The 19492-nt window shown below is 68.1% G+C and carries 20 protein-coding genes; 8 read left to right on the top strand and 12 right to left on the bottom strand.

The genetic code is table 11. The features are described from left to right. Positions 1-4: 4 nt before the first annotated feature. The 3 genes from ACV22Z_RS32040 to ACV22Z_RS32050 are packed head-to-tail and all read left to right on the top strand — an operon-like array spanning position 5 to position 2495. Positions 5-544: a nuclear transport factor 2 family protein gene (locus ACV22Z_RS32040; protein WP_448080252.1), complete on the top strand. Its 540-nt coding sequence runs from the start codon at positions 5-7 to the stop codon at positions 542-544. Positions 545-576: 32 nt separating this feature from the next. Continuing rightward, positions 577-1701 (top strand): amidase, encoded by a 1125-nt coding sequence (locus tag ACV22Z_RS32045; RefSeq protein ID WP_448080253.1) that lies wholly within the window; start codon positions 577-579, stop codon positions 1699-1701. Positions 1702-1751: 50 nt separating this feature from the next. Next, positions 1752-2495: an SDR family NAD(P)-dependent oxidoreductase gene (locus tag ACV22Z_RS32050; RefSeq protein WP_448080254.1), complete on the top strand. Its 744-nt coding sequence runs from the start codon at positions 1752-1754 to the stop codon at positions 2493-2495. Between the two features lie 114 nt (positions 2496-2609). On the opposite strand, the gene ACV22Z_RS32055 is transcribed toward ACV22Z_RS32050, so the two are convergent. Next, the gene (locus tag ACV22Z_RS32055) at positions 2610-3242 is read right to left on the bottom strand and encodes a response regulator transcription factor (protein WP_448080255.1); all 633 of its coding nucleotides are present in this window, start codon (positions 3240-3242) and stop codon (positions 2610-2612) included. Between the two features lie 349 nt (positions 3243-3591). On the opposite strand from ACV22Z_RS32055, the gene ACV22Z_RS32060 reads away from it, so the two are divergent. Next, positions 3592-4128, top strand: coding sequence for a flavin reductase (locus ACV22Z_RS32060; RefSeq protein WP_448080256.1), 537 nt, complete (start codon positions 3592-3594; stop codon positions 4126-4128). Further along, positions 4125-4256: a hypothetical protein gene (locus ACV22Z_RS32065; RefSeq protein ID WP_448080257.1), complete on the top strand. Its 132-nt coding sequence runs from the start codon at positions 4125-4127 to the stop codon at positions 4254-4256. Before ACV22Z_RS32060 ends, ACV22Z_RS32065 begins: the two co-directional genes overlap by 4 nt. Before the next feature lie 15 nt (positions 4257-4271). Here ACV22Z_RS32065 and ACV22Z_RS32070 read toward each other — a convergent pair whose 3' ends face one another. Beyond that, on the bottom strand, positions 4272-5525 hold the full coding sequence (locus tag ACV22Z_RS32070) for a YbfB/YjiJ family MFS transporter (protein ID WP_448080258.1): 1254 nt from the start codon (positions 5523-5525) through the stop codon (positions 4272-4274). A 294-nt stretch (positions 5526-5819) separates the two neighbouring features. On the opposite strand from ACV22Z_RS32070, the gene ACV22Z_RS32075 reads away from it, so the two are divergent. After that, positions 5820-6824: a dienelactone hydrolase family protein gene (locus ACV22Z_RS32075; RefSeq protein ID WP_448080259.1), complete on the top strand. Its 1005-nt coding sequence runs from the start codon at positions 5820-5822 to the stop codon at positions 6822-6824. Positions 6825-6920: 96 nt separating this feature from the next. On the opposite strand, the gene ACV22Z_RS32080 is transcribed toward ACV22Z_RS32075, so the two are convergent. From ACV22Z_RS32080 to ACV22Z_RS32110, 7 genes are all read right to left on the bottom strand, one after another. Further along, on the bottom strand, positions 6921-8513 hold the full coding sequence (locus ACV22Z_RS32080) for an aldehyde dehydrogenase (NADP(+)) (protein ID WP_448080301.1): 1593 nt from the start codon (positions 8511-8513) through the stop codon (positions 6921-6923). Next, positions 8513-9496, bottom strand: coding sequence for an amidohydrolase family protein (locus ACV22Z_RS32085; protein WP_448080260.1), 984 nt, complete (start codon positions 9494-9496; stop codon positions 8513-8515). The genes ACV22Z_RS32080 and ACV22Z_RS32085 overlap by 1 nt, the downstream gene beginning before the upstream one ends. Beyond that, a complete protein-coding gene (locus ACV22Z_RS32090; protein ID WP_448080261.1) occupies positions 9474-10421 on the bottom strand; it encodes a YncE family protein in 948 nt (315 codons plus the stop codon). Before ACV22Z_RS32090 ends, ACV22Z_RS32085 begins: the two co-directional genes overlap by 23 nt. Positions 10422-10523: 102 nt before the next feature. Then, positions 10524-11816: an MFS transporter gene (locus ACV22Z_RS32095; RefSeq protein ID WP_448080262.1), complete on the bottom strand. Its 1293-nt coding sequence runs from the start codon at positions 11814-11816 to the stop codon at positions 10524-10526. Positions 11817-12159: 343 nt separating this feature from the next. After that, positions 12160-13077, bottom strand: a complete 918-nt coding sequence (locus ACV22Z_RS32100) for a dihydrodipicolinate synthase family protein (protein ID WP_448080263.1) — start codon at positions 13075-13077, stop codon at positions 12160-12162. 2 nt (positions 13078-13079) lie between these two features. After that, the gene (locus ACV22Z_RS32105) at positions 13080-14252 is read right to left on the bottom strand and encodes an L-rhamnonate dehydratase (RefSeq protein WP_448080264.1); all 1173 of its coding nucleotides are present in this window, start codon (positions 14250-14252) and stop codon (positions 13080-13082) included. Positions 14253-14427: 175 nt separating this feature from the next. Beyond that, positions 14428-15486, bottom strand: coding sequence for a 4-hydroxythreonine-4-phosphate dehydrogenase PdxA (locus ACV22Z_RS32110; protein ID WP_448080265.1), 1059 nt, complete (start codon positions 15484-15486; stop codon positions 14428-14430). A gap of 245 nt (positions 15487-15731) precedes the next feature. Between ACV22Z_RS32110 and ACV22Z_RS32115 the strand changes: the two genes are divergently transcribed. Continuing rightward, positions 15732-16664, top strand: coding sequence for a LysR family transcriptional regulator (locus tag ACV22Z_RS32115; protein WP_448080266.1), 933 nt, complete (start codon positions 15732-15734; stop codon positions 16662-16664). A 181-nt stretch (positions 16665-16845) separates the two neighbouring features. Then, positions 16846-17391, top strand: coding sequence for an arsenate reductase/protein-tyrosine-phosphatase family protein (locus ACV22Z_RS32120; protein WP_448080267.1), 546 nt, complete (start codon positions 16846-16848; stop codon positions 17389-17391). Between the two features lie 107 nt (positions 17392-17498). On the opposite strand, the gene ACV22Z_RS32125 is transcribed toward ACV22Z_RS32120, so the two are convergent. The 3 genes from ACV22Z_RS32125 to ACV22Z_RS32135 form a co-directional block, all read right to left on the bottom strand. Continuing rightward, positions 17499-17903 carry a HepT-like ribonuclease domain-containing protein gene (locus tag ACV22Z_RS32125; RefSeq protein ID WP_448080268.1) on the bottom strand — a complete coding sequence of 135 codons (405 nt, stop codon included), beginning with the start codon at positions 17901-17903 and terminating at the stop codon, positions 17499-17501. Next, positions 17900-18196, bottom strand: a complete 297-nt coding sequence (locus ACV22Z_RS32130; RefSeq protein ID WP_448080269.1) for a nucleotidyltransferase family protein — start codon at positions 18194-18196, stop codon at positions 17900-17902. The genes ACV22Z_RS32125 and ACV22Z_RS32130 overlap by 4 nt, the downstream gene beginning before the upstream one ends. Before the next feature lie 117 nt (positions 18197-18313). After that, positions 18314-19360 carry an AraC family transcriptional regulator gene (locus ACV22Z_RS32135; RefSeq protein ID WP_448080270.1) on the bottom strand — a complete coding sequence of 349 codons (1047 nt, stop codon included), beginning with the start codon at positions 19358-19360 and terminating at the stop codon, positions 18314-18316. Positions 19361-19492: the final 132 nt, after the last annotated feature.

Consider the following 19492-nt stretch of genomic DNA (forward strand, 5'->3'; position numbering starts at 1 on the left):
CGTGATGAACACGCTCCCGACCACTGCGCCGGTCTCGCTCGACACGCTCGCCGCGCTCGCCGCGCGCATCGCGTTGCTCGACGCGGAGCGCGCGGTGCGCGCGACGATGACGCGCTACATGGCGCTGTGCGACGTGCCCGAGGACGCCGGCAGCGGCCCGGCACTCGCCGGCCTGTTCGCCGACGACGCGGTGTGGGAAGGCATCGGCCCGCAGTACGCGCGGAAGTTCGGCCGCGTGCATGGCACGGCGGAAATCGTCGCAATGCTGCGGCGCTATTTGCCGCCCGATCCGCACTTCTCCGCGAACGTGCATTTTTTGACGTCCGAATCGATCGAAGTCGGCGCCGAAGGCGCAACCGCATGCGGCCGCTGGATCATGCTGCAGGCGTCGCGCTATGCGGATGCGTCGGCCGAGCTCATCGCCGCGCGGCTCACCGTCGACTTCGTTCCCGCCGACGGCGGCGCAACCTGGCTGATCCGGCATTTCCGTACCGAGCGGCTGATGAACGGCCCATGGCCGCTCGCCGCCGCTTCCCGGCCCTGAACCCACCCGAACGTCATCATGCGAGCCCGCCCATGACCGGATTCATCGACACCTTCACGCTGGGCGGCCCCGGCCCGACGATCGCGATCAAGGACACGATCGACATCGCCGGCCGGCCGACCACCGCCGCGAGCCGCGCGCTCGCCGACGCCGCGCCCGCCGCGCGCCACGCCGACGTCGTGCAGCACCTGCTCGACGCCGGCTGGCAGATCGCCGGCAAGGCGAACATGCACGAACTCGCGTTCGGCATGACCGGCATCAACGACTACACGGGCACGCCGCTCAATCCGCAGGACGCGTCGCGCATTCCCGGCGGCTCGTCGAGCGGCTCCGCGTCGCTCGTCGGCTTCGGCACGGTCGACGCCGCGCTCGGCACCGACACCGGCGGCTCGATCCGCGGCCCGGCCGCCTGCTGCGGCGTGATCGGCCTGAAGCCGACCTTCGCGCGCGTGTCGCGGCGCGGCGTCGCGCCCGCGGCATCGACACTCGATTGCGTCGGGCCGCTTGCGCGCGACGTCGGCACGCTGGCCGCCGCGATGGCGGCAATCGCGCCGGGGTTCGACCGTGCGCGCGCGCTGCAGCCGGTGGCGGACTGCACCGTCGGACAAATCGCCGTCGATGCGGACGCGGCCATCCTCGCCGCGCTCGACGACGCCGTCCATCAGGCCGGATGCCGGTCGCAGGCGATCGTGCTCGGCGACCTTCGCGCAGCGTTCGACGCGGGGCTCGCCGTGATCAACGCGGAAACCTCGCAGGCCTTCGGCCATCTCGTCGCATCTGGCAAGCTCGGCGCGGATCTCGATGCCCGGCTGCGCGCCGCCGCGATGACGACGTCCGCGGCACTCGCGCTCGCCGAGCAGGTGCGCCAGCGCTTCACCGAGCAGGTCGACCGCGCGCTGGCCGACGTCGACGTGCTCGTGCTGCCCACGCTGCCTGCGTTGCCGATCACGCTCGACGCCGCGCGCGGCGGCACCTCGGTGATCGCGATGTCGTCGCTGATCCGTCCGTTCAACCTCAGCGGCCATCCCGCGATCAGCGTGCCGCTGCCGGTCGCCGGCTCGCCGCTGAAAGCGGGATTGCAGATCGTCGGCCGCAAGGGCGCCGACGAGCACGTCTGCGCGGTCGCCGCGCATTTCGAAGCGGCCTTCGCCGCATGACATCCACCCGGTGCGCACGCTCGCGCACCTCATCGAGGGAGCCCCGATCCATGTCCGATCGAGTCGTACTCATCACCGGCGCCGCGCGCGGGCTAGGCGCCGTCATTGCGTCCAGATTCCATGCGGCCGGCTACCGCGTCGCGCTCGCCGACATCGCACACGACGCCGTGCAGACCCACGCGCACGCACTCGATCCGGGTGGCGAGCGCGCAATCGGGCTACCGCTCGACGTGACGTCGAAGCGCGAATTCGAAGCCGCGCGTGATGCGCTCGTCGCCCGCTGGGGACACGTCGATGCGCTCGTCAACAATGCAGGCGCGTCGAAGGTCGTGCCGGCGATGGAGATCACGGCCGAACAATTCGACCAGGTCATCGACGTGAACCTGCGCAGCGTGCTGTTCGGCTGCCAGGTGTTCGGCCAGTACTTCGCGACGCGCGGCGAGGGCCGCATCGTCAACATCGCATCGCTCGCCGGGCAGAACGGCGGCTCGGCGACGGGCGCGCACTACGCGGCCGCGAAGGGCGGCACGCTGACGCTGACCAAGGTGTTCGCACGCGATCTCGCCGCGCAAGGCGTGACCGTCAACGCGATCTCGCCCGGCCCGCTTGACCTGCCGATCGTCTACGAGAGCGTGTCGCCGGACAAGCTCCGGCAGGTGCTCGCCAGCTTGCCCGGCGGCCGGCTCGGCTCGGCGGCGTTCGTCGCGGATGCGGCTGTGCTGCTCGCGTCCGGCGACGCGCATTTCGCGAACGGTGCGTGCTGGGACATCAACGGCGGGCTTTACATGCGTTGATCGGGATATTTCGCCGCCTGCGGCGTCGAGAACGTGCGGCCCGGCACCGGCGGCCGCCGCGCGCGATGCGTCACGCGTCCATGACCTGTTCCCGCTGTTAGCGTGAACGCGCCGCTAGCGCGGCGGATGCTCGCCGTCGCCCCACACCGCCAGCACGTCGCGCACGAGCGCCGCGATCGATGCGGCACCGAGCTTCTCCTTGATGCTCGCGCGATGGACGTCGACGGTCTTCACGCTGATCGACAGATCCGACGCGATCTGCTTGCTGCCCTTGCCGTCGATCACGCCACGCAGCACTTCCTGCTCGCGCGCGGTCAGTGCATCGAGCCGCTGCCGCAATTCGCGATGGCGCTGCCCCGCCGCATGTCGCTGTTGCGCGAGCTTGATCGCGCGCTGCACGCGCTCGAGCATCTGCTGCGAGTTGTACGGCTTCTCGACGAAATCGATCGCGCCGTTCTGCAGCGCGCGCACCGACATCGGAATGTCGCCGTGACCGCTCACGAAGATCACCGGCAGCGTCGCGCCGCGTGCGTTCAGTTCGGCCTGCACGTCGAAGCCGCTCGTTTCCGGCATGCGTACGTCGAGCACGAGGCAGGCGGGAACCGTCGCGTCGAAGCGCGCGAGGAAGTCGGTCGCGCTCGCGAAGCCTTCGGACCGGATGCCGACCGATTCAAGCAGCCACGCCAGGGACGTCCGCATGCCGTTGTCGTCGTCGACGATATATACGATTGGAGCGGATGACGTCATCGGGTGTCTCGCGAAATATCGGGGGATATCGGGCGTGATGCAGGCGGCGTTCCGCTCGCGTCACCGCCTCGTCTTTTGGAGGAGTTGCGGCACATCATAACGAGCCGAAATGTTGATGAAAACCCCGAAAACCCCTTTACGTAGAGATGAAACGCGTGCTCGCGTGTTTTTCCGCGCAGCGCGCGAACCGCCTAGGTAGAACCTTTAGACGCGTTGGCAGCAACGCCATCTTCGACGCCAATCGTGCGAATGGCCTTCCGTTTTTTCGTCGCGTACGCTGTCTTCATTCGCGTGTCGCCCGTGCATTGCACGACGCGCCATCGCAATATCCGCCCAACCAGGAGCGCACATGTCCGACACCCCGCGACCCCCCGGCCAAGATCCGTCCGACGCGCAACGGCATTTCAGACAGGCAATGGCCCATCTCGGCGCCGCCGTCAACGTGATCACCACCGCCGGCCCGCACGGCCGCTGCGGCATCACCGCGAGCGCCGTCTGCTCCGTCACGGACGCGCCGCCGACGCTGCTCGTCTGCATCAACCGATCGAGCGCGATGCATGCGACGTTCGAGCAGAACCGCCGCGTATGCATCAACGTGCTGCCCGCCGAGCACGAAACCCTCGCGCGTCAATTCGCCGGGCAGACCGAGCTGCCGATGGCGCGGCGCTTCGACCTGCCCGTGTGGGACGACGGCGAGCACGGCGTGCCCGTGCTGCGCGACGCGCTCGCGAGCCTGCAGGGCACGATCGTCGAGCTGAAGGAAGTTGGTTCGCATTCGGTCATGTTCGTGCAGGCGTCGGCGATCAGGATGCGCGCCGACGGCGACAGCCTGATCTATTTCAGCCGCGCGTTTCATCGCGTCGCGCGGGCCGCGTGCGCGCCGTGAACCCGCACGCCGACGAATCGGTCAACCGCCGGATCGCGCAGCACGGCAGCGCGCCGGACGGCATGGTGGCATTCGGGATCGTGCTGGACACGATGCATCCGGCGTCGCGCGAAGCACCCGCAGGATGACCGGCATGCGAAGGCTTACGAGCGGGCGGGCAACGCCCGCTGACACAAGGCAAGCGCCGCGCCCGCGAACAGCACCAGCGCCGAATACACGAGCCCGCGTGCGAGCCCCGCACTGTCCGACACCCAGCCGATCGCGACCGGCCCCGCGATCTGCCCGAATGCGAACACGGTCGTGAACGCGCTGATCCCTTTCGCCCAGCCGTCGGGCGGCAGGTTGTGCCGCACGAACGCGGTCGTCGACGCGACCGCCGACAGGAACGTCGCGCCGAACAGCACGCCGGACGCGAACGCCACCGCCGGATGCACGACGAGCGCAGGCATCAGCGTCGCGACGCCGAGCAGCGCGTTCAGCACGGCAAGCGCCTGGCCGCCGCGCATGCGGTCGAGCAGCGTCGACCACAGCCGCGCCGACACGACCGTCGCGACGCCGAGCATCACGTAGAAGCCCGACACGACGGCACCGCTCATCCCTGCGCCGCGCAGCAGCGCGACGATGAACGTCATGTAGCCGATGTAGCCGACGCCGAACAAGCCGTATCCGGCCAATGCGAAGGAAAAGCGCGCGACATGTGCCGCCGGGTCGGCCGGCGCGGCCCGGTTGCGCGGCGGGACGAAAGCCGCATGCGCATGCTCGATGCGCGTCGCGGCCGACACCGCGACGCCCGCGAACAGCGCACAGGCGAGCGCGAGCAAGAACCACGCGCGCTGCCAGCCGTGCGGCCCGGGCGCGAGCGTCGCCGGCACGAGCAGCGACGACGCGACGATGCCCCACCCGGTGCCGCCGTAGTAGAGGCCGAGCAGCAAGCCGGCATCGCGCGGCACGGCAGACGCGAGACGCGCCGCGAGCACCCCGCCGCTGACGAAGATCAGCGCGCTGCCGATGCCGGTCGCGAGCCGCAGCACGAGCAGCGCATTCGAATCGGCGACGATCCCGCATGCGGCCATCAGCAGCGCGGTGATCGCGCATCCGGCGGTCAGCAGCGCGCCGGCCCGCCAGCGCCGGGACAGCAATGGAAATGCCAGCGCACCGAGCAGGTAGCCCGCGGCGTTCGCGGTGTTCAGCGCGCCGGCCTGCGCGAAGCTCCAGCCGAGGTCGGCCTTCATCGGCGGCAGCAGCAGCGCATAGGAAAAGCGGGCGAGACCGAGCGCGATCGCGCTGCCGAGCGACAGGCGGATCGCGAGCCGCCATGCGGCCAGGCGGTCGGGTTCGTTCGCGCCGGTGTTCGGCGTCAAGGCGTCGGCGTGCGCGGATTGCGGTGCTGAGCGCATCGCATTGTCTCCCTCTTCATTCGAATCGTCCTGCCGCGGCGGCGATCGCGCGCGGTGCCGCCTGATGGTGCCAGAAATCCGGGCCATCTGCCGTCCGCCCGCCGGCGACTTCGATTGTTCACACCCCAATATGCCCATCGCCGAATGTGTGCATTGGGCCACCATCGCTCCGGGTGCGGCAATACAGCCAGCCCGCGTCCCTGGCAGCGGCGAGCTTTGCCACCTAATATGCTTGCGTGATGGTGCTGCGCATGCAGGCTGTTGCACAGGTCAAGGTCGAAGAAGGAGGCTGCCATGAGGCCGACATGCGCGTGCTACGTTGTGCGGCTCGCCACACTGTTCGCACTCGTGTTCCTGCCGCGTGCGGGACTGACGCAGGTGGTCCGCACCGAAGTCATTCCGATCCAGACCGTCACGATGACCGATCAGGAATTCCTGGCCGGCCACGAGGACGGCCGAGCGGTGACGATCGCAGGCGTCCTTCGCCTTCCCGACAGTAAAGCAACGCGGCTTCCGCTGGTCATCCTGCTGCACGGTTCGGGCGGCGTGTCGAGTGGCGTGACCGACTGGGAACACGATTTGCTCGACATGGGCGTCGCGACGTTCGTCCTCGACAGCTTTTCCGGGCGCAACATCGTCAACACCAACAACGACCAAGCCCAGCTTCCCCGGCTGGCCCAGGCCGAGGACGCATATCGCGCGCTGGGCGTGCTTTCCAGACACCCGCGGATCGATCCGGCGCGGATCATGCTCATCGGGTTTTCGCGAGGCGGACAAAATGCGCTCTATGCGAGCCTGAAGCGATTTCACCGAATGCATGCCGTGCCCGGCACACAGTTCGCGGCCTATATCGCGTTTTACCCGGACTGCACCTACACGTATCGCGAGGACGACAGCCTCGTCGACAAGCCGGTGCGCATATTCCAGGGCGCGGCGGACAACTACAACCCGGTTGCGTCCTGCCGCGCCTATGTGGAACGCCTGAAAGCAAAAGGCAACGATGTGCTGCTGACCGAATACCCGGGGGCCCATCATCAGTTCGATTCGCTGGCGCTCCGGCCACCGGTTCAGTTGCCGCAGGCCCAAACCACCCGGAATTGCCGGGAAATCGAACTGGATAACGGCGTGCTGGTCAACGCGAAGACCCAGGAACCCTTTTCGTACAACGACCCCTGTGTCGAACGAGGGGTGACGGTCGCCTACGATGAGCCGGCCGCGCGGCAGGCAAGGCAAGCGGTTCGTCAAATGGTGGCACGCGTGCTGAGCCCCGGCAGCACCATTTCAACCAGCCGCCCCTGACCGGGACACACAAAGGTCAGGCGCATGCCCGTTGTTTCACCCGGCGCTGGCCTGTCCGCCGTCGGCCGCTTCACCAGCCGCCTCATCAACTTCCATTTACCCCTTCCCGAACGCTCCATCCTTCAACCGCCACACACCCAGCGGATTGCCATCCTGCAACGCCTCCGGCAGCAGTTCCGCCGGCAGCGCCTGATAGCACACGGGCCGCAGGAACCGCTCGATCGCGAGCGTCCCCACCGACGTCGCACGGGAATCGGACGTCGCCGGGAACGGCCCGCCATGCACCATCGCATGCGCGACTTCGACACCGGTCGGATAGCCGTTCGCGAGAATGCGCCCGGCCTTGCGTTCGAGCGTCGGCAACAGCCGCCGCGCGAGCGCATAGTCGGCCGGTTCGAGATGCAGCGTCGCCGTGAGCTGACCTTCGACGTGCTCGGCCAGATCGATCATCTCGTCGACGTCGCGGCACGTGACGATCAGCGACGTCGGCCCGAAGATCTCGTCCTCGAGCGCGGTATCCGCGACAAACGCGGCCTGCGTCGTCGCGAACAGCGCGGGCACCACTGCCGCTTGCGAGCCGGCCTGCGCGCCGGTCTGCACACCCTGGGCAACCGCGCTCACGCCCGCCGACGCCGCCCGCTGCGCGACACCGCGTTGATAGGCGGCCGCGATCCCCGTCGTCAGCATCGTCTGCGCGCCCTTCTGCCCGAGTGCCTGCGCGGCGGCGTCGACGAACGCCTGCGTGTCGGGCCCGTCGAGCACGACGACGAGCCCCGGGTTCGTGCAGAACTGGCCGACGCCGAGCGTCAGCGATTCGACGAAGCCGCGCGCGATCTCGCCGCCGCGCGCCGCGAGCGCGGCGGGCAGCACGAAGAACGGGTTGATGCTGCTCATCTCCGCATAAACGGGAATCGGCTCGCGACGCTTCGCCGCGATGTTCATCAACGCCAGCCCGCCACCGCGCGAGCCGGTGAAGCCGACCGCCTTGATCGCCGGATGCGCGACGAGCGCCTCGCCGATCGCGTTGCCCGCACCGATCACGAGCGAGAACACGCCTTCCGGCAGCCCGCACGCGGCCACCGCCTGCTGGATCGCACGCCCGACCAGTTCGGACGTGCCGAGATGCGCGGGATGCGCCTTCACGACGACCGGGCACCCGGCCGCGAATGCCGACGCCGTATCGCCGCCCGCGACCGAGAACGCGAGCGGGAAGTTGCTCGCGCCGAACACCGCGACCGGGCCGACCGGAATCTTCCGCAGGCGCAGGTCGGGCCGCGGCAACGGCTGGCGATCAGGCTGCGCGGAATCGAGCGTCGCGCCGAGCCAGCGGCCGTCGCGCACGAGCGCCGCGAACAGCCTGAGCTGGCCGACCGTGCGCGCACGCTCGCCTTCGAGCCGCGCGACGGGCAGCGCCGATTCCTGATGCGCGCGCGTGATCAGCGCGTCGCCGAGCGCGACGAGGTTGTCGGCGATCGTGTCGAGAAAACGTGCGCGCACGTCGAGCGGCATCGCGCGGAACGGATCGAGCGCGGCGGCCGCGAGGCTGCACGCGCGATCCACGTCCGCCGCGTCGCCCGCGCCGAATTCGGGTTCCAGTTCGACGCCACGCGCGGGATCGAATGCGCGCAGCGCCCCTGCCGTGCCGCGCACCGACGCGCCGCCAATCACCATCTGTCCGGAAATCTGCATCATCTACCTGCCTGCTTGTGTGGTTCGTCGAGATCGATCCGGTAGATCCGGACCGCGTTGTCGTGCCAGATCGCGCGGCGCGCCGCGTCGCTCAGGTCGGCCATGGCGCCGGCGAACGTGCGCAGCAGCGCGGGATAGGTCACGCGCAACCCCGCCACCGGGAAATTGCTCGCGAAGAGGCACCGTTCCCACCCGAATATCTCGATCGCGTCGCGGATGATCCGCCGGTTCTCCGCGTCGTTCCACGCCGCATCGCGCAAGCCGAATTCGGACAGCTTCACCGACACGCGCGGCAGCGCAGCAAGCGCTTCCATCCCGCGCCGCCAGCGCGCGAGCCCCGCGTCCGAGCGGTCCCACGGCAATCCCGCGTGTTCGAGCACCACGTCGACGGCCGCCACATCCGCGAGCCGCGCCGCCGCGTCGCCGAGATGCCAGAACGGCACCCGCAAATCCCAGCATAGGCCGTGCGCAGCGAGCCGTTCAAGCGCGGCCGGCCAGCGTGGATCGCGCAGCGTGCCGGGGCCGTCGACGGCCGCGTCGGGCGCGGGCGCGGTGCGCGGCTTGAAGCGCACGCCGCGCACGCGCGGCCACGCGGCCTGCTCGGCGAGCCGCTCCGCTGCGTCGTCGGCCAGCAGGTCGACCCACGCGACGATCGCCGACGGCAGCCCTTGTGCAGCCGCGACGTCGTGCAGCCAGCGCGTCTCCGCGAGCGCCTCGTCGCGCGCGCGTTCGGCCTCGACGTGCACGCTCGCGACGAGCGGTGCGCCGTGCGCGGCCCGCCGGTATTCGTCGACGCCGAAATCGCGGCACAGCGCCGCGTAGTCGCCGAACATGAAGCGCGCCGGATCGTACTGATCCTGCAGCCACGGATAGTGCGCACCGGCATCGAGCCGCCACAGGTGGTGATGCGCATCGACGAGCGCATCGGGCATGCCGTCCGGCGGCGCCCCGTCGCGCCCGTCAGCGCGTTCCGGCGAGTACATACGATGCATCCGGCTCACGCAGCGTCGGCAATGCGCTGACGAAACGCCAGCTATCGAGATCGAGTTCGCGCACGTAGTCGTCCTGGAACGACACATAGGCCGCACGGCGCGACGGATGGAACGACAGCGCAGTCGGGTTCGCGGGCAGCGCGACGCGCTCGATTTCCTCGAGTTGCTGGGCATCGAACACGGAGATCGACTGCTCGCCCGAGTTGGTCAGCAGCAGCAGGTCGCGGCCGTCCGGCGCGCTCGTCCGGTAGATGCGGTTCGGATCGCTGCGGGTCTTCACGCGGCGGCCGCAAGTCATCGTGCCGGTGTCGATCGCGACCAGCGTGTCGTCGCCGCGGTTCGCGACGTACAGCGTGCGCTCGTCGCTCGACAGCGCGTTGCCTTCCGGACGCGGCCCCGGCATCACCGCGCGCGGCGCGACCGTCGCGTCGCGCGGATGGAACTGCGTGACCGTGTTCGACAGCAGATGCACGCCGTATGCGCGGCTCGCGTCGCGCGTCAGCGTTACGAGGTGCGTCTTCACGCCGCCGGACGGCACCGCCATGTTCGGCACCGGCTGCACGGTCGGGCGATCGAACACGAGCAGCATGTCGTGCGCCTCGCTCATCGCATACAGCCGGCCCTCGCTGTCGCTCGCCATCCCGTGCGGCCGGTAGTACGGCCACAGGTCGAGCATGCGCGTGTGGGTGCGCTCGACGAGGTCGATCTCGGCAATGCGGTGATCGCCTTCGTGGCCGCGCGACCACGCAGTCTCGATGCCGAAGATGCCGACGTACGCGTAGCGGTTGTTCGCGTCGACGGTGAATTCATGCGGGAAGTTCGGCAGCACGATGTGCTTGAGCGCCGTTTTCGTTTCGAGATCGTAGAAGCTGAAGGTATGGGCGCACTTCTGCACCAGCAACAGGATGTCGTTCATCGTGAGTCTCCGTTCTTCGATGTGTCGCCGCGGCACGCGCATCGCGCCGCGGCCAGTGTCGGCTCTTTGCATTGCGCTCGCGAAGCCGCGCGCCAGTCCGCGTCAGTCCTCGCAGCGCTTCGGCAGCGTCAGCGCGAGGAGGCCCGCCACCGCGAGCGTGACCGCGAGGCTGTACACGCCTGCCGCCGAGCTCACGTGCTGGGTCAGCACGCCGACCGCATACGGGCCGCAGAACCCGCCGAGGTTGCCGAGCGCGTTGATCAGGCCACGCGCGCTGCCGGCCGTCTCGACGCTGCAGAGCTTCGGCGGAATCGCCCAGAACACGCCGGCCGCCGCCTGCAGGAAGAACCCGCAGCCGATCAGGAACGCGAACGAAACGGGCATCGTCGATTGCGTGAGCACCGACAGCGCGAGGCACGCGGCGAAGCCGACCAGCGGCAGCAGCACGAACAGGCGGCGCTTGCCGGTTCGGTCCGACAAATACGACGTTGCGAACATGCCGATGATCATCGCGACGTACGGCAGCATCGCGAGCAGGCCGATCTTGCCCATCCCGGTGTGCGTGAGGTTCTTCAGCAGTGTAGGCAACCACATCGTATAGCCGTAGATGCCGACCTGGTAGCAGAAGTTGATCGCGATCAGCAGCCAGATCGTCGGGTTGCGCATCAACGCGCCGAACGACGCCGCGGTCGGCGTGCCGGCCGCGCGCTTGCGCTCCTGCTCGGCACGCAGCGCGTCGAGGATGTACGCCTTCTCGCGCGGCGACACCCAGCGCGCGGTATCCGGGCTGTCGTCGGCGAACAGCAGCCAGACGATCAGGAACAGCAGCGACAGCGCGCCCGTGCTGAAGAACAGGTGGCGCCAGTCGTACGCGGCGAGGATGAAGCCGGACAGCGGCGCGGTGATCATGCCGGCGAGCGGCACGAACATGATGACCATCGCATTCGCGCGGCCCCGCTCGCGGTCGGGGAACCAGTTGCTGACCATCGTCAGCACGACGGGCAGCATGCCGCCCTCGGCGACGCCGAGCAGGAAGCGCAGCGTCAGCAGTTCCCACGTGTGCGTGACGAGGCCCGTCAACGCCGACAGCACGGCCCAGCTCACGAGCGACCACGCGATGAAGCGCTTGCCGCTGCCGAGCGCGGCGCGCCGGCCGCCGGGAATCTGCAGGAACAGGTAGCCGAAGAAGAAGATCCCGCCGGCGAGGCCGGCCATCGTCGCATCCATCCCGAGATCGGCATTCATCCCGCCCGGCATCGCAAACGCGATGTTCACGCGGTCCATGTACGAGATGATGCAGGCGAGCAGCAGCGGCGGAATCACGCGCAGCCAGCGGCGTCGCGGAATCGCTTCGCCGGCTTCGTAGGCCGGGGTGGCCGGGGTCAATGTGTTCATGTTGTCTCCTGTCGACCGGAGTTGGTGCTTTGGCACTGACTCCGGTCCCATGCTTCGCAGTCGATGGGAGTTGGCGCTTTGGCGCTTGCTCCCATCCCATGCACAGCTTTGTTGGTGATGGCTGCGGCGGCCTTCTGATGGACCGCTGTCATGCCGTGACGAACCTGCGCGGGGGCGGCCGCCGATGCCCGATGCGTAATGCACGCGCGTTCCGCATCGTTGCGAACGTCTGCCCGTCGGCGCGGCACGTGCGGCTCACGTGACTACCGCGAAGCTCGCCCCGCGCGCGAACCGGCGCCTACCGCACCTAACGCACCTAACGCACCTAACGCACCTAACGCACCTAACGCCCCCAGCGCAGCACGAGCGGATCGAGCCGCCGTGCCGCGTCGAGCAAGCCCGCCCGCATATCCGGATGAAGGTCGGGCCACGGCGCACGCGGCCGGTCGCACGCGATCACGCCGCCTTCCTTCATCAGCGCCTTCGCCGCCAGAAAACCCGCCTGGCGGTTCTCGTAGTTGATCAGCGGCAGCCAGCGCGCGTACTGCTCGCACGCTTCATCGCGGCGGCCCGCGAAATACGCGTCGGTGATCTTGCGGATCCCGTCCGGATAGCCGCCGCCCGTCATCGCGCCCGTCGCGCCCGCGTCGAGATCGGCGAGCAGCGTGATGCCCTCCTCGCCGTCCCACGGCCCTTCGATCGCGTCGCCGCCGACGCGGATCAGCTCGCGCAGCTTCGCCGCCGCGCCGGGCGTCTCGATCTTGAAGTACGACACCGCGTCGATCTCGCGCGCGAGCCTGGCGAGACAGTCGACCGACAGCGTCGTGCCGCTCGCGGGCGCGTCCTGGATCATCAGCGGAATGTCGAGCCCGTCGCTCACTTCGCGGAAGAACGCATGGATCGACGCCTCCGGCACGCGGAACGTCGCGCCGTGATACGGCGGCATCACCATCACCATCGATGCGCCCAGCGCCTGCGCGCGCCGGTTGCGCTCCGCGCAGATCCGCGCGCTGAAATGCGACGTCGTGACGATCACCGGCACGCGGCCGGCGACATGCTCGAGCACGGTGCGGGTCAGCACGTCGCGTTCGTCGTCGCCGAGCGCGAACTGCTCGGAGTAGTTCGCGAGGATGCAGATGCCGTGCGAACCGGCGTCGATCATGAAGTCGATCGCGCGGCGCTGGCCGGCGAGGTCGAGCGCGCCGTCCGCGGTGAAGATCGTCGGCGCCACCGGAAAGACGCCCTGGTAACGTGCGTGCATGGTCACTCCACGATGTCGAACTGGTCGAGGAACTCGGTCTTCAGCGTGAGGCCGAGGCCCGGCACGTCGTCGCGCAGCTGCAGGAAGCCATTCTCGGCCGCCGGCTCGCCATCGAAGATGTAATAGAACAGCTCGTTGCCGACCTCGACGTCGAACATCGGGAAGTACTCGCTCATCGGCGACGCGAGCGTGCTCATCGTCAGGTGGTAGTTGTGCATCTGGCCCGCGTGCGGGATCACCGGCACGCTGTACGCCTCGCACAGCGCGTTGATCTTGTGCGCCATCGTGATGCCGCCGACTCGGTTCGTGTCGTACTGGACCACCGACACGGCCTTGCGGTCGAGCAGCTGCTTGAAGCCGTACAGCGAGAACTCGTGCTCGCCGCCGGAGATCGGAATGCTCGTCAGCCGGTTCAGCTCCGCGTAGCCGTCGATGTCGTCGGCGATCACGGGCTCTTCCAGCCAGCGCGGCTGGTACTTCTCGAGCTTCGGCAGGATGCGCTTCGCGTACTCGAGGTTCCAGCCCATGTAGCACTCGAGCATCAGGTCGTTGTCGTAGCCGATCACTTCGCGGATCGCCGCGACCGACTTCAGGTTCTCGACCACCCCTTGTTGCCCGTGCGCGGGCCCGTAGCCGAAGCGCATCTTGAACGCGCGGAAGCCCTCGTCGAGATAGCGCTTCGCCTCGTCCTGCATCGCCTTCAGGTCGGTGCGGTACAGCTTCGAGTAGTAGCAGGGAATCTTCTCTTTGGTGCGGCCGCCGAGCAGCTTGAACACGGGCTTGCCGACGCTTTTGCCGAGCACGTCCCAGATCGCGATGTCGACCGCCGAGATCGCCGCCATGCCGATGCCCTTGCGGCCCCATGCATGGGTCGCACGGTACATCCGCTGGTTCAGGTATTCGTAGTCCCAAGGATCCTGGCCAATGACGAGCGGCGCGAGGTACTGGTCGATGATCGCCTTCGCGATGTGCGGCGCAAGCGCGACGTTGCCGAGCCCGACGATGCCGTCGTCGGTCTCCACCTCGACGACGGTCCACGCGTGGAAGCGGAACGTGCTCATCGTCTCCTGCGGCGCGTACAGCAGGTCCATCGCGTTCGAGCAGAAATTGCCTTGCGGCGGCACGGTCTTGCCTTTCCATTGGTACACGCGTGCGCGTACGGCCTTGATCTTCATGGCGTTGTCTCCTGGTGTTCGGTTCTGGTGTTCGGTTCTGGTGTTCGGTTCTGGTGTTCGGTTCTGGTGTTCGGTTCTGGTGTTCGGTTCTGGTGTTCGGTTCTGGTGTTCGGTTCTGGTGTTCGGTTCTGGTGTTCGGTTCTGGTGTTTCGAGCGGCGGACGGCCCGGCGGCCGTCACGCGGAAGTCGTCTGCCGGCGGTGCGCGGCGCCCATCCGGCAGGCGATCTGCAGCGCCTGCCAGGTCGCGCCGACGTCGGCAGTGCCGCGCCCGGCGATGTCATACGCGGTGCCGTGCGCGGGCGTCGTGATCGGCACCGGCAAGCCGCCCTGCACGGTCACGCCGCGCGAGAAGCCGAGCAGCTTGATCGCGATCTGCCCCTGATCGTGGTACATCGTGACGATCGCGTGGTAGTCGCCGGCCTGCGCCTTCAGGAAGATCGTGTCGGCCGGGAACGGGCCGTCGAACGGCGCGCCGGTCGGCCAGGCGCGCGCCTGCAGCGCGCGCACTGCCGGCGCGATCACGTCGATCTCCTCGCGGCCGCACATCCCGCCGTCGCCGCCGTGCGGGTTGAACGCGGCGATCGCGACCTTCGGCGCCGCGACGCCGTTCGCGAGCAGCGACCGGTAGATCAGCTCGGACGCCTGCTCGATCCGCTCGATCGACAGGTAGCGCGCCGCATCCTTCAGCGGGATGTGCGACGAGATGCGCGCGGTCCATAGCTCGCCAAGCGTGTTGAATTCGCAGAAATAGCCGGTCACGCCGAGGTATTCCGCGAAGTGATGGAGTTCGTCCTCGTGCTTCAGGCCGCCGAGCTTCATCGCGTGCTTGTTGAGCGGCGCGAAGAGAATCGCGTCGATGTCGCCGGCCAGTGCGGCGTCCATGCAGCGGTTCAGCACGTCGAGCACCGAGCGGCCGCCGGCGGCGCCGGCCTGCGCGAGCGTGACCTCGGCGGCGCCGACGGTGTCGACCGCAACGAACGCAGGCCGCGCGCACGACGGGCGGTCCCGCACATCGGCGAGCGACGCGACCGGCTCGACGTCGACCTGCACGCCCGCGGTGCGCTGGCCGGCTTCCCACAGCCAGCGGTCGCCGATCAGCACGAGATTCGCGCGCGACACGGCGTCGGGGCGCGCGAGCAGCTTCGCGATCAGCTCGGGGCCGATGCCGGCCGGATCGCCGAGCGTCAGCGCGACAACGGGCAAGGTCGCGGGCAAGGTCGGGGCGGCCGTCATGCCCGATCTCCAGCGTGGGCCGGGGCGCGTGCCGCTGTGGCTGCCGTGGCTGCCGTGGCTGCCGTCGCTGCCGTGCCCGCCGTCGCTGCCATCGCTGCCTTGGCCGCTGTAGCCGGTTTCGTCTGCATATTCGTCTCCTGTCTGGCCGGAAAGCGGCCGTTCGTCATATGGGGTTCATGCTAGGTAGACGGAATGCACCGGTAAATTGAAAACTCTTGATGAATTGATAACCAGAGGTAATCGGATTGGGTTCGATCGACAGGAAGGATTCGACGCCGCAACTGCTGAACCGGCTGCGGATGCGGCAGGTTGCGCTGCTGCTGGCGGTCGAGGAATGCTCGACGCTGCGCGCGGCGGCCGACCGGCTCGGCCTCACGCAGCCGGCCGCGACCAAGATGCTGCGCGAGCTCGAGGACGCGCTCGGCCAGCCGCTGTTCGAGCGCGTCGGGCGCGGGCTCGTGCTGAATCCGGCCGGCGAGCGGGTGCTCGGCTACTTCCGCGGGATCCGTGGCAGCATGGAGGCGCTCAACCGCGAGCTGGCCGAACTGCAGCTCGGCAGCGCCGGGCGGCTCGCGATCGGCAGCATCATGGCGGCCGCGCCGGGGCGGCTCACCGAGGCGCTCGTGCAATTGAAGGCGCGGTATCCGCTGCTCGCGATCGACATCGCGGTCGATACGAGCGACAAGCTGATGCCGCAACTGCAGGAGGGTGTGCTTGAAGTCGTGATCGGTCGCGACGTCGGCGCCGATTGCGAATTCCGCGCGGTCGACGACGAAGCGCTCGCGATCGTCGCCGGCCGCGACCATCCGCTTGCCGGCGCCGGGCCGGTCGAGTTCGCGGCTCTGCTCGCGTATCCGTGGATCCTGCAGCCGGCCGGCAGCCCCGCGCGCGAAGTCGTCGAGCGCGAGTTCCACGCGCATCACCAGCCGATGCCGCGCGGGCTGATCGAGACGGGCTCGATCCTGACGACGATGAACCTCGTCGACCGCTCGCAGATGCTCGGCGTGATTCCGCTGACGGTCGCCGAGCTGAATGCCGCGCACGGGATGGTCGCGATCGTCGACTACACGCTCGGGCAGAAGCTGCCTTCGTACGGCAGCCTCGTGCGGCGCGACCGGCCGCTGTCGGCGCCGGCGCAGCAGTTTCTCGCGCTGTTTCATCGCGAGGCGGGGGGCTAAGGAGCGGGCGACGCCAGCATCGCCGCAAGTTGCGGCGAATTACGGCGAATTGCAGCAACGCGACGCCGTCTTGCCAAAACCGGCCGGCGATTTTTGTCCGTCACGGAGGGCCGGCATGATGTGCCGTCGGCGTCGGCGCGATGCCGCGTCGGCACCTCAACCCTGACTGGCGGAAACAACGATGAAAACAATCAAGACGCTTGCCCTGCTCTGTTACCTCGGCGTCCAGTGCGCGACGCTCGCCCATGCGGACGAACCGAAGAAGGTCGCGTTCGTCGACACCGGCAATACCGGGCGCAGCGTGATGGCCGAAGCCATCGCGGATCAGCTGATCGAGCAGCGCCACGCGCACATCGCGGTAATCTCGCGCGCGGTCGACGAGGACCCGTACGACGAGAAGCCCGAGGAGAACGGCGTGATCCTGATGAAGCGGCGCGGCATCGACACGTCCGCGCACCGCTCGGTGCAGCTCAATGCGAACGACGTCAAGCATTCCGACGTCATCCTGACGATGACCGACAAGCACAAGGAGAAGGTGCTCGCGCTATATCCGGCGGCGGCGGGCAAGGTGTACACGCTCGCCGAATACGCGACCGGCAAGCACGAGGATGTGCCGGATGCCTGGGGCAAGCCGATCGCGTTCTACGAGACTGTGACCGCGCAGCTCGACACGTTCATCCCGTCCGCGCTCGACAAGGTCGCGGCGATCGCGCCGGCGAAGCAGTGACGATTGCGGCGGCGGCCGCATTCGACCCGAACGGATGCGCCGCCGACCAATATCCAGAGATATCGCCAAATGCTGCGACGAACGCGTCGGGGCGCCATCGCACCCTTTCAGTCCCCAGTGCCTTGTGAACTTGGCGCGGCAGCCCCTTGCTCGCGAGCCAGCCGGTCCAACAGCGCCTGAACATCCCGGCGCATGCCGGGAAGATCGTTCTTGATGGTTTCCCAAACAATGTCGAGATCCACCTTGAAGTAGTCGTGGGCAACCACGCTCCTCATCTCATAGCAGCCTTGCCACGGCACTTCCGGGTGTTCGTCTGCAAACGCCCGATGATGCTTGCGCACCTTGTTGCTCGCTTCGCCAATAACCTCGATGTTGCGAATCACTGCATCGATGACGAGCATGTTCGCAACAAATCCCGCCTTGTCCATGGGGCCGACATATGCTCCGATCCGATCGATTGCTTCGACCATGTGACCGAGATAATCGGGCAGGCGCTGTTCCTTCCCTTTCATATGGGCTGGGCCTCCGCCACCACGGTTGCACGAAATGTGTCGGGCAATGCATTCGGCGTCAACACATCGACCCGAACGCCGAGAAGTTCCGACAACCGGTACCGGATGGTTCCGACGTTGAGCAGCGTCATGCCGGGCTGCGGCTCCACGAGAAGATCCAGATCGCTTTCATCGGTGTCATCGCCATGCAAGACGGACCCGAATACGCGCGCGTTCGACGCGCGATTGGCTTCGACAATCCTGCGAATCTCGACGCGGTGTGCGTTCAGTGCAACGGACGGCCTCACAAGCATCTCTCCTACAGTGAATTCCGGGCATTCCCGTAAGCAACGAAGCCATTCTAGCGGTTAGTCGTGGTGCGCACGCCGGCCTCGTCGCGCCAAACCCGCGTGCACATTATTCAGCGCCCCTCAGCTGCCCTTTCTCTCACCTAACACGCCGCTGCGATACGCGCCCGGCGCAACCCCGTACCAGCGCTTGAACGCCTGCGAGAAACTCGACAGGTCGCTGAACCCGAGCCGCTCCGCCACGTCGGTCAGCGTCAGCCGCTCGTCGCCGAGCAGCGCCTCGGCCATCGCGCCGCGCGACTCGGCGAGCAGCGCGCGGAACGTCGTGCCCTCTTCCTGCAGCCGCCGCTTCAGCGTGCGCGCACTCGTGTTCATCAGCCGCGCCATGTCCTCGAGCGAAAACGGCGGCGTGCCCGGCGTCGCGTTCAGGTAATGGCGGATCAGCGCCGTGGCGCCAACGCGCGCCCGCCGCGCTTCCAGCAACTGGCTGCACATCTGCTCGCACATCGACACCGTGATCGGGTTCGCATGCGGTAGCGCCCGGTCGAGATACGCGCGCTCGAACGCCAGGCTGTTCGAACGCGCGCCGAACACGGGCTCGACGCCGCCGATCCGCGGCAACTGCGCGATCGCGCCGCGTGCGCCCGTCACGCGCTCGGCCTGCAGCGTGAAGCGCGACAGCACGAAATCCGCGCCGCCGATCTCCTGCAGCAGCACCGCCGCCGCCGTCATGTCGCGCTCGACGCAAAACCGGCTCAACGCGTCCGGCAGCGCCGGCGCGCCGAAGCTCAGCACGCAGCTTTCGTCATCCTCCCGATACGTGATGACGGTGAACGCATAGGTAAGCGGCAGGAAACGCAGCGCCAGCCCCAGCGCATCGCGCGCGGTCGCGCTCGCGATCAGCCCGTAGCCCCACACGCCGTACGCCGAGAAGTGATAGCGCTGGCCGACCTCGAAGCCGAGGCCTTGCGGATGCCCGAGCAGCCGTAGCAGGTTGCCGGTCAGCCGCAGTTCCTGGGCCGCCGTAACCTCGGCGTTCGGGTCGTCGAGCTGCGCGGCCGACAGGCCCGTGCCGGCCAGCAGCTTCGTCTGCGGCACGCCGCGCTCGCCGCCGAAATCGACCAGCAGCCGCGCGCCGGCCGGACTCCGGGTGAAATCCTGGAAGCTCATATGGGGAAACCCTCGAAGCGCCGATTTGGCCCAAATACTAAAACAATTGTCCCGTCGCAGCATTGGTGTTTTCCCACGCGGCACGCACCATCGGCGTCATCCAGTCGTCGTCCGAACGACTTCAACGACCGC

The sequence above is a fragment of the Burkholderia sp. PU8-34 genome (assembly GCF_053427725.1).